This is a genomic window from bacterium (genome assembly GCA_020440705.1).
Classification (GTDB): Bacteria; Krumholzibacteriota; Krumholzibacteriia; order LZORAL124-64-63; family LZORAL124-64-63; genus JAGRNP01.
The window spans coordinates 1-22,638 of record JAGRNP010000061.1; the positions used below are offsets into that span (position 1 = coordinate 1).

The window sequence follows — 22,638 nt, forward strand, 5'->3', positions numbered from 1 at the left end:
GCCGACTCGCTCGCGGGCCCCGGCGCCGCGGGCGAGCGTCCGACCCAACAGATCTTCGACTACCGCCTGGTCGAGTCCGACGCGGGCGTGAAGCAGTGGATCCTGCAGAGCGAGGAGATGCGCAAGTACGGCGGACAGCGCGACATGGTGCTCAGCGAAGTGCACATGGACTTCTTCCAGGACGGCGCCCATTTCTCGGTGCTGGTCGCCGACAGCGGGACCGCCAACACCGTCACCAAGCAGGTCTTCACCTGGGGCAACGTGGTGGTGACGACCGACGACGGCCGCCGCCTCGAGACCGAGGAGCTGCATTTCGACGACAAGTCCGGCCTCATCCACAACGACGTCTTCAACCGGTTCACGCGCAGGGCCGACGTCATGACGGGATTCGGCTTGGAGGCCACGCCGGATCTGGAGTACATTGAACTCAAGCGCGACGTGAAGGCCGCCGTCACCGACACCACCGATCTGGCCCGGCCGGCTCCCGGCTCCGGGAAAGAGGGGCCGTGAGCAGCACCGACAACCCCCGCACCAGCGTCCTGACGGCCACCGGCCTGCGCAAGGTCTACCGGGGCCGCGCCGTCGTCGACGGCGTCGACCTGCTGCTCAACCAGGGCGAGATCGTCGGCCTGCTCGGCCCCAACGGCGCGGGCAAGACCACGTCCTTCTACATGATCGTCGGCTTCATCACGCCCGACGCGGGGCAGGTCCACCTCGACGGCAGCGACATCTCGCGGTTGCCCATGTACAAGCGGGCGCGCCGCGGCATCGGCTACCTGCCCCAGGAGTCGAGCATCTTCCGCCAGCTCACCGTCGAGCAGAACGTCATGGCCGTGCTGCAGAGCCGGGGGCTCGGCCGCCAGGAGCGCCACCGCCGCCAGGACGAACTGCTGGAGATGATGGGCGTGACCCACATCCGGAAGAACCGGGGCTACGAACTGAGCGGCGGCGAGCGGCGCCGGGTGGAGATCGCGCGGGCCCTGGTCACCGAGCCCAAGTTCATCCTGCTGGACGAGCCCTTCGCCGGCATCGACCCCATCGCCGTGGCCGACCTGCAGACGGTGGTCTCCCAGCTGCGCGACCAGGGCCTCGGCGTGCTGATCACCGACCACAACGTGCGGGAGACCCTGCACATCACCGATCGGGCCTACATCCTCTTCGAGGGCCGGATCGAGCTGTCGGGCTCGGCCGACGAGATCGTGGCCTCGGACAAGGCCCGCGAAATTTATCTAGGCGAAAAGTTCCGGCTTTAATAGCCTGTAGTTGGACCCACGGCCCGGGACGGAACCCGGGCGGCCAGACCGGATCGAGGAAGGCAAGACAACATGGCCCCGAACATCGGCTTACGCCAGAACCTATCCCTGCGTCAGAACCTGGTGATGACGCAGCGCCTCCAGCAGGCCCTCAAGCTCCTGCAGGTGCCCACCCTGGAGCTCGAGCAGATCCTGCGCAGCGAACTGCAGGGCAATCCCCTCCTGGAAGAGATCGAACCCGAGGACGAGATCGACGACGTCGCCCGGCGCGAGGACCAGATCACCGCCGACGAGGAGAAGGTGCGCGAGTCCGAACTCGCCCCCGAGGACCAGGACCGCGACTGGGGGGACAGCTGGGACGAGGGCTTTCGCAGCGTCGCCGCCGACCAGGGCTACGTCGAGGAGGACGAACTCGAGCGGCCCCAGAAATACATCCCCTCGGGGCAGGAAGACCTCACCGAGCAGCTCCAGCTGGCGGTGCCCGAAGGACTCGAGCGCCGCATCGGCGAGTACATCATCGGCTGCCTGAACGAGGACGGCATGCTGGGCTGCCCGGTGGCCGAGATCGCCGCCTACTACGAGGTCGACGAGGAGACGGTCGAGGCCGTGCTGCGCATCGTGCAGGGATTCGACCCGCCGGGCGTGGGCGCGCGCGACCTGCAGGAGTGCCTGCTGCTGCAGCTCGAGGCCCGCGGTCTCGCCGATTCGGAGGAGGCCCACGTCATCCTGCACCACTTCGAGGCGCTGAAGAACCGCAAGTTCGGCGACATCGCCCGCGACATGAAGATCACCCCCAAGGACGTGCAGGAGATCGCCCAGCGCATCGGCGAGCTCGACCCGCGGCCCGGCCTCTCGAGCCAGGCCGAGGGCGCGCGCGCGATCGTGCCCGATCTCGAGGTGGTCAAGGTCGACGAGGACGGCGACGAGTACGCCGTCTATCTCAACGACGGCAACCTGCCGCGCCTGCGCGTCAGCCAGGCCTACGAAGGCACCGCGCGCAACAACGAGGACACCGTCAAGTTCATCGACGAGAAGAAGCGCCACGCCGAGTGGGTCATCAAGACCATCGAGCAGCGGCGCCGCACCATGATCAAGGTCATGGAGGCCATCGTGGCCGAGCAGCAGGAGTTCTTCGAGAAGGGGGCCATCGCCCTCAAGCCCCTCACCTTGCAGCAGGTCGCCTCGACCATCGGGATGCACGAGTCGACGGTGTCCCGGGTCACCCGCCAGAAGTACGTCCAGACGCCCCGCGGCGTCTTTCCGCTGAAGTTCTTCTTCAGCGCCGGTCTCGACTCCGACAGCGGCACCGAGGTGGCGGCCAAGGCCGTCAAGATCATGATCCGGGAGATCATCGACGGCGAGAACCCGTCGAAGCCCCTGTCGGACAAGAAGATCGTCGATATGTTGCAGGAGAGCGGCCTGAAGATCGCTCGCCGCACGGTGGCCAAGTACCGGGAGCAGATGGGCATCCTGAGTGCGCGCATGCGCAAGCAGTTCTAGCCCGGGCTCCCGTCGACCCCAGCCGAGGAGGACGCCATGCAGATGGAAATCAAGGCCCGTCATTTCAACCTGGGTGACGAGCAGAAGGAATTCATCGAGGCGGCCGTGGAGAAGCTCGTGCGCTTCTGCCCCCGGCCCGTGCAGTCGTTCCAGCTGAACATCGACCACGACGCCGGCCGCTTCAGCGCGGCGGCGGTGATGCACCTGAAGGCGACCGAATTCCGGGCCCACGCCGAAGGCCACGAGCCCGAAGTCGCCGTGACCGAACTGGCGGAGAACCTCCGCAAGCAGCTCGAGAAGTTCAAGGGCAAGATCAGCGGGCGCCAGAAGGGGGAGACCGGCGGCCTCGGTCGGGCCATGCTGGCCGACATCGCCCTGGACGCCGCCGAGGAGGACAGCCCCCTGGCCTTCGTGCTCAAGGACATGGACGTGGGCACCGCCAAGGCCAGCCTGCGCGGGTCCGGCCAGCCCTTCCTCGTCTTCCGCAACGTCGAGAACGCCCGCGTCGCGGTCATCTACCGCCGGGACGACGGCGAACTGGGCCACATGGAGGCCCGGGACGAGTCCGCATGACCCGTCACGGCGGCAAGGGAGTCACCACGCCGACGGTGACGGTCCAGGGGGTCTATCGCGACCTCAGGGACACGTTGCTGCTGGAGATGATGGTGGAGATGCCCGCCGAGCCGGTGCCCGTCGCCGCGGCGGACGTGCACCGGCCCGGCATGGCCCTGATGGGGTTCGCCGAGAACTTCCTGCCCGGTCGCATCCAGGTCTTCGGCGAGTCGGAGATGGCCTACCTCGAGACCCTGTCCGAAGCGGAGCAGTGCACCGCCGTCGAACGGGTGCTCGAGCTGCAGCCTCCGGCCATCTTCGTCGCCATGGACCAGACCGTGCCCGAGTGCATCATCAACCTGGCGCGGCGCCGGTCGTTTCCGCTCGTGCGCTCGGCCCTGCCGGCGGTCGAGTTCATGGCCGAGATCACGCACCACCTCGAGCGGGTCTTCTCGCCCCGCACCGAGGTGCACGGGACGCTGGTCGACGTGTACGGCGTCGGGCTGCTGTTCACGGGGCGCTCGGGCATCGGCAAGTCCGAGTGCGCCCTCGACCTCATCGAACGCGGCCATCGCCTCGTGGCCGACGACATCGTCGAACTGACCCGGACCAACGAGGACGTCCTCATCGGACGCTACCGCGAGGTGCTGCGCCACCACCTGGAGATCCGCGGCGTGGGCGTCATCGACGTCCAGGCCATCTTCGGCATCCGGGCCATCCGCATGCAGAAGCGCGTCGAGGTCGAAGTGCAGCTACAGGAGTGGGACGACACGGTCGATTACGAGCGCTCGGGCCTGGAGAACCGCTTCACCGAGATCCTCGGGGTTTCGCTGCCGCAGGTGGCGGTGCCGCTCTTCCCGGGCAAGAACATCACGGTGATCAGCGAGGTCATCGCGCTGAACTTCATGCTGAAGATCTACGGCTACGACGCGGCCCAGGTGCTGAACGAACGCATCCTGAGCACCATGCGCTCGAGCAACCGGCTGCACAACTACCTGGACCACGACCGCGAGTGAGCGGTCCGGAGGCGAGACGATGATCAGGGCACTGGTCATGACCCACGGCCAGTTCGGTGCCGAACTGGTGCGGGTGGTCGAACTGATACTCGGTCCGATCGAGGGCCTGTCGGCCATGTCGAACGCGGGCCGCTCGGCCCAGGACCTGCAGCGGGCCGTGGAGGCCTGGCTGGCCGAGGCCGACGGCGACGAGGGCGAGATCGTGCTGATCGACGACTACGGCGGCAGCTGCGCCAACGCGGCGATCCTGGCCTGTGGCGACTCGCCGCGGCGCTCCATCGTCAGCGGCGTGAACCTGGCCATGCTCCTGGGCTACGTCACCTGGCGCGACCGGGGCGACCACGGCGAACTCGTCTCGCGCATCGTCCAGAAGGGGCGTGAAGCCATCACCCTGGTCGGGGGGCGCTGATGCCGGTCGTCCTGGCCCGCATCGACGATCGCCTCATCCACGGCCAGGTCACCGTCGGCTGGAGCCGCCAGCTCCGGCCCGACCGCATCATCCTGGCCGACAACGCCGTCGCCGCCGACCCGTGGCAGTCCCGGGTCTACGCCAGCAGCGTGCCGCCGGAGATCGAGGTGTCCATCCTTCCGGTCTCGCGGGCGGCCGCCGAGCTGGCCGATCCCGCCCACCTGGACGAACGCATCCTCCTGCTGACCGCCTCTCCCACCGAGATGACCGAACTCGTGCGGATCGGCGCCCCGGTGGCCAAGGTGAACGTGGGCGGGCTGCATTTCTCGGCGGGCAAGCGGGAGATGCTTCCCTTCGTCTACGTCGACGAGGCCGACCTGCGGGCCTTCTCGCGCCTGCTCGACATGGGCACGCGGCTGTCGGCCCAGCAGGTCCCGGGCGGGCGCGAGTACGCGGTCGACCGGGAGCGTCTGGCCGCCATGGGGGCGGGGGGCGAATGACGCCGCTCGGGGCAGTCCTCGCGGCGGCCCTGGCCGGCCTGGCGACCCTGGTCCCGTCCGGCGACCCGTCGTGGCCCGCGGTGCTCGGCCTCGGCCTCCTGGGCGGGGTCCTGGTCCTGGACGACACGGCCCTGGCCCAGACCTGGTTCTCCCAGCCGCTGCCCGCCGCGGTGCTGGCGGGGGCGGTTCTCGGCGATCCCCTCAGCGGCCTGGCCCTCGGCCTGCCGATCCAGCTGATCATGGCGGGCAACCTGCCCGTCGGCCAGACCTTCACCGGCGACCCCACCTCCGCCGTGGTGGCGTCCGTCGGGGCGGCGGTGCTGTCCGGCCGCTCGCTGTCGCCGGCCCTGGCGGCCGACACGCGGCTGCCCGTGGCCCTGATCGGCTGGCTGGTCGTGGCGGTGGGGCTGGCCAGCATGTCCGGCCACCTCCTGGTGCAGGCCGAACGTCGCGCCCACAACCTCTGGATGCGCGAAGGCCACCGCACCCTGCGCGACGGCCGCCTGCAGCGGGTCGAGGCGATCCACCTGCGGTGCCTGGCCACCACCTTCCTGCGGGGCTTCGCGGTGACGGTGGTGGTGCTGCTGGTGCTGCGGCGGGTCTGGCTGCCGCTCTTCGGCGACCTGCCGACATTCGTCCACGGGGTCCTGACCATGGTGCCCCTGCTGCTGCCGGGCCTCGGCCTGGGCAATCTGGCCGAGCGCTACGGCCTGCGCACCGGCTGGGCCTGGCTCGCCGGGGGGGCGGCCCTGTCCTTCGGCTTCGCGAGGTACGTGCTGTGAGCGCGCCCGGCGCCGCGCGGGCCCGTCTGCCCCTCGGCCTGCGGGGGCGCGTGTTCGTGCGCAGTCTGGCCCTGCAGGCGAGTTGGAACCACGAGCGGATGCAGAATCTCGGGCTGCTCGTCAGCCTGCTGCCCTGGTTGCGCTCCCGCCGGCGCGACCTCATGAGCGACCGCGTCTTCTGCCGCCGCTACTACGAGTTCTTCAACACGAATCCCTACCTGGCCAACTTCGTCATCGGTGGCCTGCTGCGCCTGGAGGAGGACCGGGCCGGCGGCGCGCCGATGCCCCCGGGGATGGCGGCGAAGATGCGCGACTCGCTGGGCCGGGCCTTTGCCAGCCTGGGCGACCAGCTCTTCTGGCTCGGCATCAGGCCGGCCCTGACCATGGCGATCTGCCTCGCCGGTCTGGCCGGTCGCATGGGCGTGATCATGGGGCTCGTGGCGGCATTCGGCGTCGGCCAGCTCGTGCTGCGTTGGGTGAGCCTGGACCGGGGCTATGCCCTGGGCTTCGATCTGGTCGACCTGCTCCATCACCGCCACTGGCACCGGGGCATCGCCGCCGCCGAGCGGGTGGCCATGCTGCTGACGGGCATGACCGCCGGGGCCTACCTGGCCAAGGTGGCCGCGCCGGGGATTCCCGTCGACGACGGCCTGCTCTGGACGGGGGTGGGGCTCGGGCTCGTGCTGCCGGCGGTGCTGAGGCGCCGCCTGCCGGGCGAGGTGCTCATTTTCGTGGCCGTGGCCCTGGCCCTTGTGCTCGCCTTTGCGGTTTGGTTCGCGGGAGGTTAAATTGTGGGACCGACATTCGTTTTCCAAATCCACAGGGGACCATTCCATTGAAGACCGTGACCGCGACCGTGTCCGATCCGGTGGGCTTCCATCTGCGTGCCGCCGGCCGGATCGTGAAACTGACCAAGACCTTCGCGTCGGAGGTGACGATCCGCTTCAACGGACGCGTGGCCAATGCCAAGAGCATCATGGGCCTGGCGAGCCTCGCGGCCGAGTGCGGCACCGTGGTCGAGATCGAGGTCGACGGGACGGACGAGGACGAGGCCTCCCGCCGCCTGATCCGGCTCATCGAAGTCGATCTGGCCCACCCCGAACCCGCCCCCGAAGCCGATTCCGGCTGATCGCCGCGTGAAGACCTACAAGGGCATCGCCGCCTCCCCGGGCTACGCCGTCGGGCCGATCCATCCGGTGCGCCAGAAGACCATCGTGCCGGTCCGCCGCAGCGTCGAGGTGGCGCAGCTCGCGGCGGAGATCGACCGTTTCGGCAGTGCGGTCGCCCAGGCCAAGGTGGAGATCCTCGGCCTGATCGAACGGCTGACCGCCGAGCTCGGCGCCGAGGAGGCAGAGATCCTCTCCGCCCAGCTGCTGATGCTCGAGGACGAGATGGTGTGGGACGCGACCCTCGCCGTGATCCGCCTCGAGCGCATCAACGCCGAGGCGGCCTTCGCCCGCACCGTGGGCGACCTGGCGGCCCGCTTCCTGGAGATGGAGGACGAGACCTTCCGCGAGCGGGTCAATGACCTGCGCGACGTGGAGCAGCGGGTGCTGCGCGCCTTCCAGGGCGAGGTCGCCGACCACCTCGCCGGCCCGCCCGAACCGTCGATCGTCTCGGCGGTGAACCTGACGCCGAGCGACACGGCCGCCCTCGGCAGCCACAACGTCCTGGGCTTCATCATGGACGAAGGCGGCAACACGAGCCACGTGGCCATTCTCGCCCGCTCCATCGGGGTGCCCGCCATCGTGGGCCTGCGCGGAGCCGCCTCGCGGCGCCCGGCGGGCCAGACGGTCGCCATCGACGGCACCGACGGCCGGGTCATCGCCCGGCCCGACGAGGCGACCCGCGCCGAGTTCGCCCTCCTGACCCGCCAGCAGATCGTCATCAACGAGAAGCTCGTGGGCCTGAAGGACCTGCCCGCCGTCACGCCCGACGGCCACCGCGTCCGCATGATGGCGAACATCGAGCTGCCGGTCGAGCTCGACGAGGCCCTCGCCCGCGGCGCCGAGGGCATCGGCCTGCTGCGCACCGAGTACCTCTTCTTCCAGCACCGCACGATCCCGACCGAGGACGACCAGGTGCGGGTCTATTCCGAGATGGTCCGACGCATGGAGGGGCGGCCCGTCATCTTCCGCACCCTCGACGTGGGCGGTGACAAGGTCTCCGACTATCTCGGCGCCAAGCGCGAGTACAACCCCTTCCTCGGCTGGCGCGGCATCCGCTTCAGCCTGGCCAACCGCCAGCTCTTCAAGACCCAGATCAAGGCCATCTGCCGCGCGGCCACCGCCGGCGAGGCCAAGCTCATGTTCCCCATGATCACCGGGGTGCAGGAGCTGCGGCAGGCCCGCGAGGTCTACGACGAGGCCGTCGCCGAGCTGGTGCGGGACGGCGTCGAGCACCGCGGCGACCTCCCTGTCGGCATCATGGTCGAGACGCCGTCGGCGGTGCTGGCGGCCGACCTCCTGGCCGCCGAGTGCGACTTCTTCAGCATCGGATCCAACGACCTGATCCAGTACACCCTGGCCATGGACCGGGGCAACGCCCGCGTCTCCTACCTCTACCGGCCCCTGCACCCGGCCATCCTGCGCAGCATCCGGCGCACGGTCCGGGCCGGCCACGAGGCCGGCATCTGGGTCGGGCTCTGCGGCGAGATGGGTTCCGAAACGCGCCTGGCCGAGGTCCTGCTCGGCCTGGAACTCGACGAGATCAGCCTCCACGGCGCGGCCCTGCCCAAGATCAAGCAGGTCGTGCGCTGGACGACCCTGGACGAGGCCCGGGACGTGGTGGACCATCTGATCGACCTGCCGACGGCCGACGAGGCCGACGCGTGGCTGGCCGACTACATCGCGGGGCGCAAGCGCGCCCGCGGCAACGGGGAGAGCTGAAATGAGCGAGTGGCCGGAAGGCGGTCTGGGCGAGATGTTCCGGCTCATCGGCGCCCTGCCGGAGCAGATGGAGCGGAGCGCGGCCCTGGCGGGGCTGGACGAGATCGGCCGGGCGGGTGCGGACCTGCGGCGGATCGTGCTCTGCGGCATGGGGGGCTCGGCCATCGCCGGCGACCTGGTGCAGCCCCTGCTGCAGGCCGGGCGGGTGTCCCTCACCGTCTGGCGCGACTACGGGCTGCCCCACTGGGTCGACGCCGACGACCTCGTGCTGTGCTGCAGCTACTCGGGCAACACCGAGGAGAGCCTCAGTGGCGCGCGCCGGGCCGGCGAGCTCGGTTGCGCCCGCATCGCCGTCAGCTCGGGGGGCGAATTGACCGCCCTGGCCGGGCGCGAACACTTCCCCGTGGTCGCGCTGCCCGGAGGACTGCCGCCGCGGGCTTCGCTGGGCTTCGGTCTCGGTGCCCTGGTGCGGGTCCTCGAGCGGCTGGGCGTGGTCCCCGGCGGCGGCGGGCACATCCACGAGGCGGCGGCCCTGCTGCGCGGCCTCGACGCCGCGCGGCGCGACCCCATGGCCGCCCCGGCGGCGGGGGTCGAGGACGGGGCCGGCAATCCGTCCCCGGCCGACCTGGCGACGATCCTGGCCGGTCGGGTGCCGGTCATCTACACGGCAGGCCTCGAGGCCCACGCCGCGGGGCTGCGGCTGAAGGCGCAGCTCAACGAGAACAGCAAGATGCCCGCCTGCCTGGCGGCATTTCCCGAACTCGACCACAACGACCTGGTCGGCTGGGCCCTGGCGCCGGAGCAGCGCGAGCGATTCGTGCTTATCATCCTGCGGGGTCCGGACGACAACGAACGGACGGCCCCGCGGGTGGAGATCACCCGCGACCTGCTCTGGGACGAGTTCGCGGACGTCCACGAGATCCGGGCGGCGGGGGAAACTCCGCTGGCGCGGGTCATGTCCCTGGTGCAATATGGTGATTACCTGAGTTGCCATTTGGCCCACCGGAACGGGGTCGATCCCGTACCGGTCGATAGAATCAGCAAACTCAAGACCGCGCTGGGCTGAACGAGCAACCGGCGAAAGAGGGAGTTCCGACGATGAGCAAGAAGTACCTGTTCACCAGTGAGTCCGTGACCGAGGGCCATCCCGACAAGGTGGCCGACCAGATTTCCGATTCGGTCGTCGACGCCATCCTGGCCGAGGACCCGACCGGGCGCATCGCCTGCGAGACCATGGTGACCACGGGCATGGCCTGCCTCGCTGGCGAGATCACGACGAACACCTACATCGACATCCCGGACCTGGTGCGCGGCACGATCCGCGACATCGGCTACACCGACGCCGAGTTCGGCTTCGACGCCGACAGCTGCGCCGTGCTGACGACCATCGACAAGCAGAGCGGCGACATCGCCATGGGCGTCGACACCGGCGGTGCGGGCGACCAGGGCCTCATGTTCGGCTACGCCTGCCGCGAGACCGACGTGCTGATGCCCCTGCCGATCACCGTGGCCCACCGCATGGCCCAGCGCCTGGCCGCGGTGCGCAAGGACGGCACCCTGCCCTGGGTGCGGCCCGACGGCAAGACCCAGATCACCTGCGAATACGAGGGCGACAAGCCGATCCGCATCGAGACGGTGGTCCTCAGCACCCAGCACGGTCCGGACATTTCCAACGAGGACCTGCGGGCCGCCCTGCAGAAGCACGTCATCGACCCCGTCCTGGCGAAGTTCGACGTCGACCACACGGGCTACAAGAGCCACATCAACCCGACCGGCCGCTTCGTGGTCGGCGGTCCCCTGGGCGACTGCGGCCTGACCGGACGCAAGATCATCGTCGATACCTACGGCGGCAGCGCGGCCCACGGCGGGGGCGCCTTCAGCGGCAAGGACAGCACCAAGGTCGACCGCTCGGCGGCCTACGCGGCCCGCCACCTGGCGAAGAACGTCGTCGCCGCGGGTCTGGCCGACCGCTGCCAGGTCCAGTTGGCCTACGCCATCGGCGTGGCCGAGCCCGTCTCGATCAACGTCGAGACCTACGGCACCGGCAAGGCCGGCGACGAGCAGATCACCGCGGCGATCCGCAAGGTGGCCGACCTGACGCCGAAGGGCATCATCGACCGCCTCGAACTGCGCAAGCCGGTCTTCCGGGCCACGGCTGCCTACGGCCATTTCGGCCGCGACGACGTGGCGTTCTCCTGGGAAAAGGCGGATCTCGTCGAGGCCCTGCAGAAGGCCGTCGGCTGATCCCCGCCCCGGGCGCGGACACGAAAAAAGGCGGAGCCGCTGATGGCTCCGCCTTTTTTTTCCGTGCCGCGCCGCCCGGGACGCGGGAACCGGACCCGCGTCCGGCCGCTGGGCGGAGACTACGGTGCCACGGGGTCGGGGGGGGGGGGCCGCGGGGACGCGGGGAGATCGGGGTTGGTGACCGCCACGGTCACGTCGTACTCGCCCGCGACGCCGTAGGAGAAGGTGGGGCCCGCGCCGCTGAACACGGTGGCCGCCGCGTCGCCCATCTCCCAGCGGTAGGCCATCTTGACCGAGTCGCCGGGAACCGTGGGGAAGTCGATGTCGCAGGACATGGCCGTGAGCGCGAACGTGATCGGCTGGCCCACCGTGACATTGCCGTCCGGCACGCTGGAGGTGGCCGTGATCACCAGGCTGTCGGCCATGACGACGACGGGCACCTGGGCACTCGCCGTGTTGCCGTCCTGGTCGGTCGCCGTGACGGTGACGGTGTACTCGCCGGGCACGTCGTAACGGTGGTAGGCCACGGTGGTCGAACCGGTGCCGCCGTCCCCGAACTTCCAGGTCATGTCCAGCAGGTTGTTGGCGCCAGCCGGGTCGCCGGTCTCGTTGCCGCCGGACACCACGCCGTAGGCCTCGACCTGGAGGGGCGCCACACCGCAGGCCGGGGTGACCCGGACCCGGGTGAAGACGGGCTTGGACTCGTCGTTGCAGCCGGCGGCCAGCGCGAGCAGCAGCAGCGCGGGCAGCAGAAGCAAACAGGCTCGTTTCATGTGCTCGGTCGTCTCCCTGTGGGGTGGCTGGAATGCTCAGGGGGGATCTGGGTCGCCCTCGCGGACGGCCTCACCGGACGTCGTGCCCGGATGCGGTGCCCGGCGCCCGTTCCTGGACGGTGTCCGCGCACGCCTCGAAGTCCCGAAACCCCGTTCCGGGCCCACCCTGCCTGGTCGCATCAATGTATTAAGCTAGGACAGCGCGGGCAAGGAGTCCAGACAAATCCCTGCCGCAGCGCCGGATGGGCGGTTCAGCGCCGGGCCCGCGCGTACAGCACCAGGAAGATGGCCAGGTAGACGGCGTTGCCCGTCCAGGCGGCCACCAGGGGCGAAAGGGTGCCGGCGTGGCCGAGGCTGCGGCCGAAGTTCATGAACAGGTAGTAGCCGAAACTGACCAGCAGCGTCCAGCCGAACCCCGAGGCGACGGTGGTCTTGCGCGGTCCCGAGGCCAGGATCAGCCCCAGCAGCACCACGATGAGGTTCACGAGGGGGAAGGCCAGGTTGAATTGGATGTCCACCAGGGCGGTGGTCGGGTCGCCGCCGCTGCGGCTGACCAGGTCGATGTGGTCCCGCAGCTGCCGGATGCTCATGTCCTCCTGGCGGATCCGGTCCCGGTAGAAGCCCTTGGGATCGACCGTCAGGTCCCGGGCCGTCAGCCGGTCGAAGGTGGTGCGCGTCTCCTCCTCGCCGTCGAAGACCCGGCGGGTCCCGTCGATCAGCGTCCAGTGGGTGCCGTCCCATTCGGCCCGCCGCGCTTCGATGCGTTCGACCACCACGGGGCCGTCGTAGGTGAAGATCTTCAGATCGGTCAGCACGCCCGAGTTGGGGTCGAACTTGCGGGCGTAGTAGGCCCGCCCGTCGCTGTCGGTCACCGGGATGTGCTGCGTGGGCCGGATGCGATCCGGGTTCTTGTGGATCTCCACCTCCCACACGTGGTTGCGCTTCAGGTTCGCCGTGGGCAGCACGTACTCGCGCCAGGCGAGGGAGAAGACGGTCACCAGGATGCCGAGCACGACCAGGGGGCGGCCCACCCGCATCAGCGACCAGCCGGCGGCGAACAGGGCCGTCAGTTCGAGGTACCGGGCCAGCGATCCCACCGTGAACAGGGTCGCCATGAGCATGGCGATCGGCAGCACCGTGTCGATGATCCACACGGCCTTGTAGAGATAGTAGCGCCCGATCATCGACGCGGTGGCGTCGTTGTCCAGGAAGCTGTTCATGTGATCGAGCATGTCGATCAGGGTGAACAGGATCAGCGCCCCGACGATGGTGTACCCCAGGTTGCGGACGAAGCTGCGCAGGAGCTGGCGGTGGATCAGGTTCATCACGCGGTTCCGCCGGCGGTCGCCGCTGCGGGTCCGGAGCGTCGCGGCCCCCGGCGCCGCGGCCGGAGCGTGATGCTCAGCAGGCTCGACTCCCGGGCCGCCTTGACGAACATGGGCACGCCCGCCACGAGCAGGAAGACGTTGGCGCTCCACATGGCCACCGCGGGGTCGAGCAGGCCCTTGTCGGCCAGCTTCTCCCCGGCCATCAGGAAGGCGTAGTAGACCAGGTACACCCCGAGGGCCAGGCTCACGCTCACGCCCTTGCCGCTGCGCGAGGTCGTCACCGCCATCGGGATCCCGAGCAGCGCGAAGACCATGCAGGCGAAGGGGATGGAGAACTTCTTGTGGAACTCCACCATGTAGCGGTTCTCGCGCGCGGCGTAGGTCTGCAGGAGGCGCTGCTGGTGCCGGCTGCTCTCGGCGGCCCGCTCGGCATTGGTGCGGGCGCTGCGGAAGCGCCGCTCGAGGGCGCCGTCGCGCCGGGCGTCGTCGGGCAGGGCGTCCGGGCCGAGCAGGTTGGCCCGGCGCGCCGGATCGAGCAGGCCGAGCTCCCAGTCGAGGAAGGTGGCCGAGGCGTCCCGCACGCGTCCGAAGACCATGGTCTTGTTGCGGCGCTCCTCGGCGGCGGCGGCCTTCAGGTCGTTCAGATCCATCTCGCGGTCGCCGCGGGTGGTGCGGCCCGACTCCTGGAAGTCCCGCTCCATGTTCTCGAGCTGCAGGTTGTGCTGCTTGAAGCGGATCACCCGGTACACGTCCGGTTCCGCCGGGTCCGGCACCTCGTGGATCTCCCCGTCGTAGAGCTCGATGAGCATCGAATCGGTGGCGTGGTCGGGCACGATCCGCCCGCGGGCGGCCACGGTCATGCGCGGGGACAGGTCGCCGGGCTTCTGCTTCTCGAAGATCTGCACGTTGGTGATGGCGCCCGTCTTGTCGTCCTTGCTGCCCACGTAGATCATCATCTGGTCGCTCAGGTCGGTGAACTGCTGCTCGCGGATCTCGAGCATGGGCTTGGAACGGTTGATGTCGTAGAGCAGGTTGGCCAGGGTGTGGTTCGAACGGGGGAAGACGTAGTGGTTGTAGGCGGTCAGGCCGGCCGCGATGAGGGCCGCCCCGAACAGCAGGGGGCGGAGCACCGCCCACAGGCTGATGCCGCACGCCTTCATGGCCGTGATCTCGTTGTCGTTGGCCATCTGGCCGACACTCATCAGGACCGCGATGAGTACCGCCATTGGTACGGATAATGCAAACGTGTAGCCCAGGCTGAGCGCCAGCACCTTCGTGGCCAGGAAAAACGGAACACCTTTGCTGACAAACAGATCGACGTACCTGAAGAGGACGTCTATCATCAGCAGGAACGTGATCACGAACCAGCCGAAGACGAACGGCCCGGCGGCAGATGCCAGCAAGTGTCTGTAGATCAGGTACATGCAGTCGTCTTCCCACCGCCGACGGGCTCCGGGCGACCCGGATCGGGCGGACGATTTCCGCCGCCGGGATCCCCGCGCGGGCCGCGGCGCGGGTGCTGCCGGGACCGTCGGTTCCGCCTCAGATTGAATGATTTATGGCCACCCGGGTCGGAGCGGCCACGGCCTTTCCGGGTCCCGTCGGGGGCACAGTCTGACCATTTTCGTGGACGCGGCGCCCCGGCGCCAGACAAATCTCGCGGCGCCGCGCGCCCCGCGGGCGGCCCGAGGAGCGCCGAATTGAGCAAGCGGACGGTCCACCAGCTGCGGCGCCTGGCCCCATGGGGCCGCCGCCTGCTGCGCCCGGTCGTCGGCCTGCCCCTGCTGCTGCTGGCCCTGCTGGCCGCCGGCCCGTCCCACGCCGATCCCGACTACGGGCGCGGGCCGATCCTCTACGGCCTGGACCCCGTCCTGCGAGCCACCGAGGACCCCCGCCTGCTCGGCGTCGAGCGCCTCGTCCTGCGCCGCCGCCTGGTCGACATGGGCGTCGATCCGGTCCGGCGCCCGGATCTCCGGCCCGGCCTGTCCGCCTCGTTCGCGAAGCACATGACCGACAAGGCCCGGGTCGACCTCATCCGCCGCGAGTACCTGGTCGAGTACAACGGTCCCCTCGGGGTCATGACCGAGTTCCGATACCCGACATTCTTCTATCTGTTCCCGACTTCCGAGACCCTGCCGGGCGGGTTCACCTACTTCCCGGCGCGCCCGGTCGGCGACCCCCTGGTCGAGGTCTTCGTGGACGAGGTGGAGCGGGGGGCCCGGCGGCGCCACGAGGTGGGCCAGCGCCTCGTCCGCACGCGCAAGCTCGACGTGGCCGGCAGCGGCCGCACGGGCAAGGACGACGACGGCCTGATCAACCTGACGATCCCCATCAAGCTGCCCCGCACCCTCGAGAAGATCATCGGCCGCGGCGAGAAGACGCGCATCAAGATCACGGGCCGCGAGCACCTGGCCATCACGGGTGAGAGCACCGTCGTCAAGCCCTTCGTGCCCAACGAGCGCGTCCAGAGCCAGAGCCTCTTCCCGACCCTGGACATGGAGCAGGAGCTCCAGATCAACCTGTCGGGCACCATCGGCGAGAAGATCATCATCGAGGTCGACCACAACAGCGCCGCCATCGGGCCGGAGGCCACCAAGATCCGCCTCATGTACCAGGGCGACGAGGACGAGATCATCAAGACCATCGAGACCGGCGACGTGGGCCTGACCCTGCCGGGCAGCCAGCTCCTGGGCTACAACTCGAACAAGTCGGGCCTGTTCGGCGTGAAGGTGACCGGCCAGCTCGGCCGGGCCGACTTCACCGCGGTGGCCTCGAAGCAGAAGGCCGAGTCGAGCGCCAAGACCTTCAACGCCTCGGGCGGCCAGGTCTCCGATCATGTCATCTCCTCGGCCGACTACATCAACAACCGCTTCTTCCGGCTCGACGATCCGGCCAACGAGCTGTTCGGGCGGCGGGGCACCGAACGCATCGACGTCAGCACCGTGAAGATCTTCCGCGCCATGGGGCCGGGGCAGCTGGTCGAGGGCGACGTCCAGAATGTCGCGGCCTACATCGACCGCACCGGCTTCCGGGCCTGGCCCGGCCTCGCCTTCGCCGACAGCGCCGCGGCGGTGGGCCAGCGCTGGCGGCCCATCACCGACTTCGACGTGCTGCTCAACGTGGCCGGCGGCCTCGAGGCCATCGATCTGCGCAACAGCCAGCCCGACGCCGACATCATCGCCGTCACCTACCTCGTGACCGACACCGACGGGAACTCCTACCGCGTGGGCGACGACCCCTCGGCCGGCGCCGCCACCCAGCCGATCACCGGGCAGGAGGGCCGCTTCTACCGCATGAAGGCCATCAAGCTGCCCCAGAACGACACCGACGCCAAGGTCTTCGGCTACGTGATGCGCAACATCTACTCCCTGGGCGGCGCGAACATCGACCCCTCGACCTTCAGCCTGCGCATCGAGATCGACGACAACTCGGTCGACCAGCCGGCCTTCGACCGGAACGATTTCGACTACGTCCGCATCTTCGGGCTCGACACCCGGCGCCAGGACGGCACCGAGGGCGCCGACGGGCTCATCGATCTGAACGACCCGCTGCTCTTCGACCTGGACCGGGGACTGCTCAAGTTCCCCCTCGACTTCCCCGAGCCCTTCGATGCCGATCCGGCGGTCTACGAGGCGAACTACAACACCTTCAAGAAGCCGGAGGAGGCGGCGTTCGTCTACACCGACTCCTACATGCAGGACTTCATGTCGCCGCAGCTGTACTCCATCGCCAACACGAGCGACTACCGCAATTTCGGCAAGTTCAAGATCATCTCGAGCCACGCCTCGGCGGCCAGCTCGTTCAGCCTCGGCGCCTCGAACATCGAGGAGGGCTCGGAGGTCGTGACCCTCAACGGGCGCACCCTCACCAAGGGCACCGACTACGAGATCGACTACACCTTCGGCGACCTGCAGCTCAAGGGCGATGCGGCGAGCCTGGCGCCCGAGGACAAGATCGCCGTCACCTACTCCTATTCGCCGTTCTTCGGCGGCGGCAACACCAGTCTCATGGGCCTGAACCTGGGTTACGACCTGGGCCGCGACAGCAAGTTCGCCACGACCTGGCTGTACCAGACCGAGGCCATCGTGGGGGAGAAGGCGAAGCTGGGCGAGGAGCCGAGCAAGAACCTCGTCGGCAACATGAACCTGCAGCACACCTTCCGGCCCTACTTCCTGACCCACGTGGCCAACTTCCTCAGCCGCAAGAACACCGAGCGCGAGAGCAGCCTGCAGTTCAACGGCGAGATGGCCATCAGCCTGCCCAACCCCAACACCAAGGGGCGGGTCTTCCTCGAGGACTTCGAGGGCGTCGACGCCTCCGACCAGATCAGCCTCAGCCGCATCGGCTGGACCTGGGCCAGCCGGCCCTTCGTGGGCGCCGGGCAGAACGACTCGCGCGTCTTCTCGCCCCAGGCGCGGACCGACCACGTGCGCTGGTTCCTGCCCAAGGAGCGGACCCTGCGCCGCTACCTGAACCCCGACCTGGTGAACCAGGAGCGCGACGAGACCCAGCCGACCATGGACATGTACCTGCGGGAGGACGACGGCTGGACCGCCGAATCCTGGGGCGGCATCATGCGCGGCCTGAGCCGCACGGGCCTCGACCTCTCCAAGTCCCAGTTCGTCGAGATCTGGATCAACGACCGCCAGCCCGATCCGGCCAACCGCCGGGGGCGCGTCCACATCGACTTCGGCTACATCGACGAGGACGGTTTCTGGCCCCTGCGCGGCGACTCCCTCGAGGTGGGCACCGAACAGCTCGAGGACACCAACCGCGACGCCGTCTGGACCTACGAGGAGGACATCGGTCTCGACGGCCGGGGCGACACCGGTCCGCAGCGGTTCGACGCCTCCTACGAGGTCGACGGCGACTCGCCGTATCCGTTCATCAACGGCACCGCCCGCAACAACCGCGAGGACGCCGAGGACATCGACGGCGACACCCTCTTCGACCGGCGCAACGGCTTCTTCACCGTGACCATCGACCTGGCCACGACCGAGCCCCTCGTCGACGTCGTGCAGGACTACGACGACGTCCAGGACCTGGTCGACCAGCGCATCTCGTGGCGGAAATACCGCATTCCGCTGGCGGCGGTCGACTCGGCCGGGACCGACATCGCGCCCAACATCAAGGCCGTCACCCACGCCCGCATCTGGTACGAGGACGGCGACCCGGCCCGCCCCGTGGGCCAGGACGAGGTCTACCTGCAGTTCTCCGAGTTCCGCTTCCTGGGCAGCCGCTGGGAACGTGAGGGGGTGCGGCGCATCGACGACGAGGTGCTGCTCAGCCAGGGCGAGCGCCTGCCCGACGAGGGCTTCTTCCTCGGCGAGGTGAACAACAAGGAGAATCCGGACTACCGGCCGCCGTTCACCGTCGAGGAGGTGAACAACATCCCGGAGAAGGAACAGTCCCTGGTCCTGAATTTCGCCGACATCGAGCAGGGCCACATGGTGCGGGCCAGCAAGCAGGTCTCGAGCCAGGGCGACGACTACACCACCTACCGGGACATCAGCTGGTACTGGAACAACACCGACCACGCCAACGCCGACCTCGATCTCTTCTTCCGCGTGGGCTCGGACACCCTGAACTACTACGAGGTCACCTACCGCTACGCCGACTCGGCGCGCAAGACGGGCTGGCACCAGGTCACCCTGAACCTGGCCGAACTCTCGAACACGAAGAACGGCCAGTTGAACGACGACGGCAGCGTGAGCGACCGCATCGGCGACGTGCGCACGGCCGACAGCTACGACGTGCGGGTGGTGGGGCGGCCCGACCTGCGCCGCGTCCGCCGCTACTACTTCGGCGTCGCGAACCGGGCCCAGAGCATCCCGGCCACGGGCACCATCTACCTGAACGACGTGCGGCTCGAGGGGGTGAAGCGGGACAAGGGCCTCGCCCAGCGGGTCGGCCTGCGCCTGAACATGGCCGACGTGATCAAGTCGGACTTCGACTGGCGCTACACCGACGCCGAGTACCACGGCCTGGACAAGAACACCGGCTCGGGCATCAACTACGAGGACTGGTCCCTGAACACGAGCCTCAGCGTCGACGACTTCGTGCCGCTGCTCGGCTTCAAGCTGCCGGTGAACGTGAGCCGCCGCCGCGTCACCCAGCGGCCGAAGTACGAGACGAACAGCGACATCGAGATCCTCGACGAGAACGTGCGCGCCGAGGAGTCCACGCTCGAGACCCAGGAGCGCTTCTCGACGCGCCTCAGCCACACGCCCTCGAAGTCGCCCGTCCTGCGCTACGCCATCGACCCGTGGGTGCTCTCCCTGAACGGCTCCCGCACGCGGAAGTCGAGCCCGCTGGACCGCTCCTTCAACAAGAGCCTGTCCGGATCGGTCAACTACGACCTGCGCATCACCGGGCAGTACGTGCTCGGGCGCTTCCCCGGGCTGAACTACGTACCGCTCCTGCGCGGGCTGAGCTTCGTGCCCCGCAAGGTGGCTTTCGGCGCCTCGTTCACCGCGACGGAGAACCAGTCGGTGAGCATCGCCCAGGACGGCACCGAGACGCCGCGCGCCAACACCAAGACCCGGCCGGCGACCTTCACCGCCAACGTGGACTACCAGCCGCTGACCATCGTCGACCTCAGCGCCGGCGGGCGCTCCGAGCGCGACCTGCTGCGGCCGAGCGACAAGTTCGGCGTGAACATCGGCACCGAGAACAAGCGTTCCTACGACCTGCGCATGACGTTCGTGCCGCCCAAGCCGGCTTCGATCCCGGGTGGACCCATCTTCATGCCGGTGCGCGCGGTGGTGCGGGGCATCGGGGCCCTGCGGCCGAGCGTCCAGTTCACGGGGAGCTTCGCCGACGTCCACGACCCGGCCATCCGGCAGCCCAACGACCCGACGAACATCCGCAGCGTGAGCAACTCGGGCAAGTGGGACTTCCGCATGGATCTGCCCTGGGGCGACGTCTTCAAGAAGACGTTCCCGGAACGCAAGTACTCCCAGAACGAGCGCGAGCGGCTGGTGCAGCAGCAGCGGGCGCGGGAGGAGCAGCAGGCCCGTCGCAACCGGCAACCGACGGTCAAGGACCAGGGCGACCAGCAGGAACCGGGGGCCGTGCCGCTGCCGGGCGAGGAGGACCTCACGCCCGAGGAGCGGCGGCGGCGCGAGGAGGAGCGCCTGCTCCAGGCCGCCGAGGAGCAGCGCGAGCTCGAGCGCGAGCAGGGCCTGATCCAGGAGCCGGCCCCCGTCGACGCCGGCGGGCCGGGAATCAATCCGCTGGCCATCTTCAACCCGTTCCTCAACACGCTGCGCAACCTGACGCCGCTGAAGGTCACCTACTCCCGCGACCGCAGCAGCTCCTACGCGCGCCTGCTCAAGACCGCCGATTTCTGGTACAAGACGGGCCTCGTGAACAACCTCGACGTCACCGCGGACGACTACGCCTCGGGGGCCGCCACCGAGCGCGACAACCTGTCCCTCTCCACGACCAGCCAGGTTTCCCGGAACCTCACCCTCGACGTGAAGTACTCCAACACCACGGGTCTGCGGGACCAGGTCGGCTCGATCACCGAGACCTACAAGCAGGACTGGCCCGACGCCCAGATCTCCCTGAACGGACTGGAGCGCTGGGGCGTCTTCGGGGCCGATCCGGACGACCGCGAGTCGGGCTGGTTCAAGAACTCGAACATCAACCTGAGCTACAAGCAGAGCAAGTCGGTGGACAACTACACGGCCCTGAGCTACAACCCCAAGTACTCGACCACCATCTCGCCCCGTTGGCAGATGACGTTCCAGAGCGGGATGACGGCGACCCTGAACGCGACCCTGGCCCAGGACCGGTCCCTCTCCAACGGCGTGACCACCCGGGGCAACCGGAACCGGTTCGGCCTGAACCTGCGGCACCAGTTCCGGGCCGACGCCTTCCTCGCCAAGCTGGGGCTCTACCGTCCCGGCAGCAGCCAGGCCATCAGCATGGATGTCGACATGTCCTACCAGACCGACCGCAGCGAACGCATCAACGCCAACGGCACGCCGTCGACGCCGACGGGCACCACCCGCTACAGCCTCGGCCCGCGGTTCAGCGTCCAGGTGACCCGGAGCCTGAACACGGCCATGCGATTCATCTTCAGCCGCTCGAACAACATCGCCAGCGGCCAGACGACGACCAGCCTCGGGCTCGGCGTGGAGGCGACCTTTGTCTTCTAGATGGGCAACGACGGGACTGGTGCTGGGGCTGCTGCTCGGGTGCGGGCAAGCGGCGGCCGCCGCCGACGCGACCGGCGGCGACGGTGGGACCTTTCGCGGCGATGCGGCCTTCGCCTGGCTCGAACGCCAGGTCGCCCTCGGGCCCCGCGTGCCGGGCACGGCGGCCAACACCGCCCTGCGCGATCTGATCGTGGCCACCGCCCGCGAGAATGGCCATGGCGCCACCCAGGTGTGCCTCGACGTGGTCGACCCCCTCGGGGGCGAGGAGATCGAGATCTGCAATGTCGTCGTCCGTGTCCGCGGCACCGGACCCGACACGGCGGCACCCTGGTGGCTCGGCGCCCACTTCGACACGCGCCCCATCGCCGATCACGACCCCGACCCCGCCCGTCGCGGGCTGCCGGTCCCCGGGGCTAACGACGGCGCCAGCGGCACGGCGGTCCTGCTGCACCTGATGGAGGTCCTGGCCGCCACCCCGCCGCCCCAGGATGTGCTGCTCCTCTTCTTCGATGGCGAGGACTCCGGGACGGCGGGCGATCCCGGCGGCTTCTGCCTGGGCAGCCGCCATCTGGCGGCCACCTGGGACGATTTCGGCAGCCCCCTGGCGGGTCCGGCACCCCAGGGCCTGATCCTGCTGGATATGGTGGGCGAAAAAGGCGCGAGAGTGCCCCAGGAAGCCTATTCCCGCGGCTATGCCACCGATCTGACGGCCCACGTGTTCGGGCGGGCCGCGGAACTGGGCCTGGAGATGTTCGTGGCGGAGCCCGGGCCGCCGGTCTTCGACGACCACGTCCCCTTCCTGCAGGCGGGGATCCCGGCGATCGACCTGATCGATTTCGGCTACCCGGAGTGGCACACGACGGCCGATCTTCCCGCGGCGTGCTCTGCGGCTTCCCTGGGCCAGGCCGGGACGCTGGTCCTGGACCTGGTCCGCCGTCCCTGATTCCGCGAATTCCCGCTAAATATGCCCGGCACACGGCCGATGATGGCTGCAGACGTGTTTCTTTCTACCGGAATCCGAGGAGTGGGTTCATGATCACCACCTGCACCAATTGCGAGGCCCGATACCAACTTGACGACGCGAAGATCCCCGATCGGGTGATCAAGGTCCGTTGCCCGGCCTGCAGCGGCGTCTTCCAGTTGGACGGGACCCATGCCCGGCGGGAAGAACCGCTGGTGACGACCGGCTACGAGTCGGTGTCGGCCCGCCCGGCCGCGCCGGCCCCCG

General features: G+C 68.9%; 19 protein-coding genes. 16 read left to right on the top strand and 3 right to left on the bottom strand.

The features are described from left to right. From lptC to metK, 13 genes are all read left to right on the top strand, one after another. On the top strand, positions 1-510 hold a 510-nt coding region (lptC, locus tag KDM41_10445), incomplete at its 5' end, for an LPS export ABC transporter periplasmic protein LptC (GenBank protein ID MCB1183843.1). Beyond that, positions 507-1,253 (top strand): LPS export ABC transporter ATP-binding protein, encoded by a 747-nt coding sequence (lptB, locus tag KDM41_10450; GenBank protein ID MCB1183844.1) that lies wholly within the window; start codon positions 507-509, stop codon positions 1,251-1,253. The genes lptC and lptB, both read left to right, overlap by 4 nt. 72 nt (positions 1,254-1,325) lie before the next feature. Further along, positions 1,326-2,753, top strand: a complete 1,428-nt coding sequence (rpoN, locus tag KDM41_10455; GenBank protein MCB1183845.1) for an RNA polymerase factor sigma-54 — start codon at positions 1,326-1,328, stop codon at positions 2,751-2,753. A gap of 36 nt (positions 2,754-2,789) precedes the next feature. Continuing rightward, positions 2,790-3,326 (top strand): HPF/RaiA family ribosome-associated protein, encoded by a 537-nt coding sequence (locus KDM41_10460; GenBank protein ID MCB1183846.1) that lies wholly within the window; start codon positions 2,790-2,792, stop codon positions 3,324-3,326. Next, positions 3,323-4,321, top strand: coding sequence for an HPr(Ser) kinase/phosphatase (gene hprK, locus KDM41_10465; GenBank protein MCB1183847.1), 999 nt, complete (start codon positions 3,323-3,325; stop codon positions 4,319-4,321). The genes KDM41_10460 and hprK overlap by 4 nt, the downstream gene beginning before the upstream one ends. Before the next feature lie 19 nt (positions 4,322-4,340). Then, complete coding sequence (locus KDM41_10470; protein MCB1183848.1) at positions 4,341-4,730, top strand: hypothetical protein; 390 nt, start codon at positions 4,341-4,343, stop codon at positions 4,728-4,730. Further along, positions 4,730-5,230, top strand: a complete 501-nt coding sequence (locus tag KDM41_10475; GenBank protein MCB1183849.1) for a PTS sugar transporter subunit IIB — start codon at positions 4,730-4,732, stop codon at positions 5,228-5,230. The genes KDM41_10470 and KDM41_10475 overlap by 1 nt, the downstream gene beginning before the upstream one ends. Further along, positions 5,227-6,012: a PTS sugar transporter subunit IIC gene (locus KDM41_10480; GenBank protein MCB1183850.1), complete on the top strand. Its 786-nt coding sequence runs from the start codon at positions 5,227-5,229 to the stop codon at positions 6,010-6,012. Before KDM41_10475 ends, KDM41_10480 begins: the two co-directional genes overlap by 4 nt. After that, the gene (locus KDM41_10485; GenBank protein ID MCB1183851.1) at positions 6,009-6,800 is read left to right on the top strand and encodes a PTS system mannose/fructose/sorbose family transporter subunit IID; all 792 of its coding nucleotides are present in this window, start codon (positions 6,009-6,011) and stop codon (positions 6,798-6,800) included. Before KDM41_10480 ends, KDM41_10485 begins: the two co-directional genes overlap by 4 nt. Positions 6,801-6,847: 47 nt before the next feature. After that, positions 6,848-7,141, top strand: coding sequence for an HPr family phosphocarrier protein (locus tag KDM41_10490; GenBank protein MCB1183852.1), 294 nt, complete (start codon positions 6,848-6,850; stop codon positions 7,139-7,141). Positions 7,142-7,148: 7 nt separating this feature from the next. Continuing rightward, on the top strand, positions 7,149-8,900 hold the full coding sequence (gene ptsP, locus KDM41_10495; protein ID MCB1183853.1) for a phosphoenolpyruvate--protein phosphotransferase: 1,752 nt from the start codon (positions 7,149-7,151) through the stop codon (positions 8,898-8,900). A gap of 1 nt (position 8,901) precedes the next feature. Next, positions 8,902-9,966, top strand: a complete 1,065-nt coding sequence (locus KDM41_10500; protein MCB1183854.1) for a bifunctional phosphoglucose/phosphomannose isomerase — start codon at positions 8,902-8,904, stop codon at positions 9,964-9,966. A 32-nt stretch (positions 9,967-9,998) separates the two neighbouring features. Beyond that, positions 9,999-11,144 (top strand): methionine adenosyltransferase, encoded by a 1,146-nt coding sequence (metK, locus tag KDM41_10505; GenBank protein MCB1183855.1) that lies wholly within the window; start codon positions 9,999-10,001, stop codon positions 11,142-11,144. A 119-nt stretch (positions 11,145-11,263) separates the two neighbouring features. On the opposite strand, the gene KDM41_10510 is transcribed toward metK, so the two are convergent. From KDM41_10510 to KDM41_10520, 3 genes are all read right to left on the bottom strand, one after another. Then, on the bottom strand, positions 11,264-11,917 hold the full coding sequence (locus KDM41_10510) for a PKD domain-containing protein (GenBank protein MCB1183856.1): 654 nt from the start codon (positions 11,915-11,917) through the stop codon (positions 11,264-11,266). 251 nt (positions 11,918-12,168) lie between these two features. Continuing rightward, entirely contained in the window at positions 12,169-13,245 is a 1,077-nt protein-coding gene (locus tag KDM41_10515; protein ID MCB1183857.1) for an LptF/LptG family permease, read from the bottom strand. Further along, positions 13,242-14,669, bottom strand: a complete 1,428-nt coding sequence (locus tag KDM41_10520; GenBank protein MCB1183858.1) for an LptF/LptG family permease — start codon at positions 14,667-14,669, stop codon at positions 13,242-13,244. Before KDM41_10520 ends, KDM41_10515 begins: the two co-directional genes overlap by 4 nt. Positions 14,670-14,945: 276 nt before the next feature. On the opposite strand from KDM41_10520, the gene KDM41_10525 reads away from it, so the two are divergent. The 3 genes from KDM41_10525 to KDM41_10535 form a co-directional block, all read left to right on the top strand. Then, a complete protein-coding gene (locus tag KDM41_10525; GenBank protein MCB1183859.1) occupies positions 14,946-21,410 on the top strand; it encodes a hypothetical protein in 6,465 nt (2,154 codons plus the stop codon). Beyond that, positions 21,400-22,353, top strand: a complete 954-nt coding sequence (locus tag KDM41_10530) for a M28 family peptidase (GenBank protein MCB1183860.1) — start codon at positions 21,400-21,402, stop codon at positions 22,351-22,353. Before KDM41_10525 ends, KDM41_10530 begins: the two co-directional genes overlap by 11 nt. 89 nt (positions 22,354-22,442) lie before the next feature. After that, positions 22,443-22,638: zinc-ribbon domain-containing protein (locus tag KDM41_10535; GenBank protein MCB1183861.1), on the top strand; the 196-nt coding region annotated here is incomplete at its 3' end.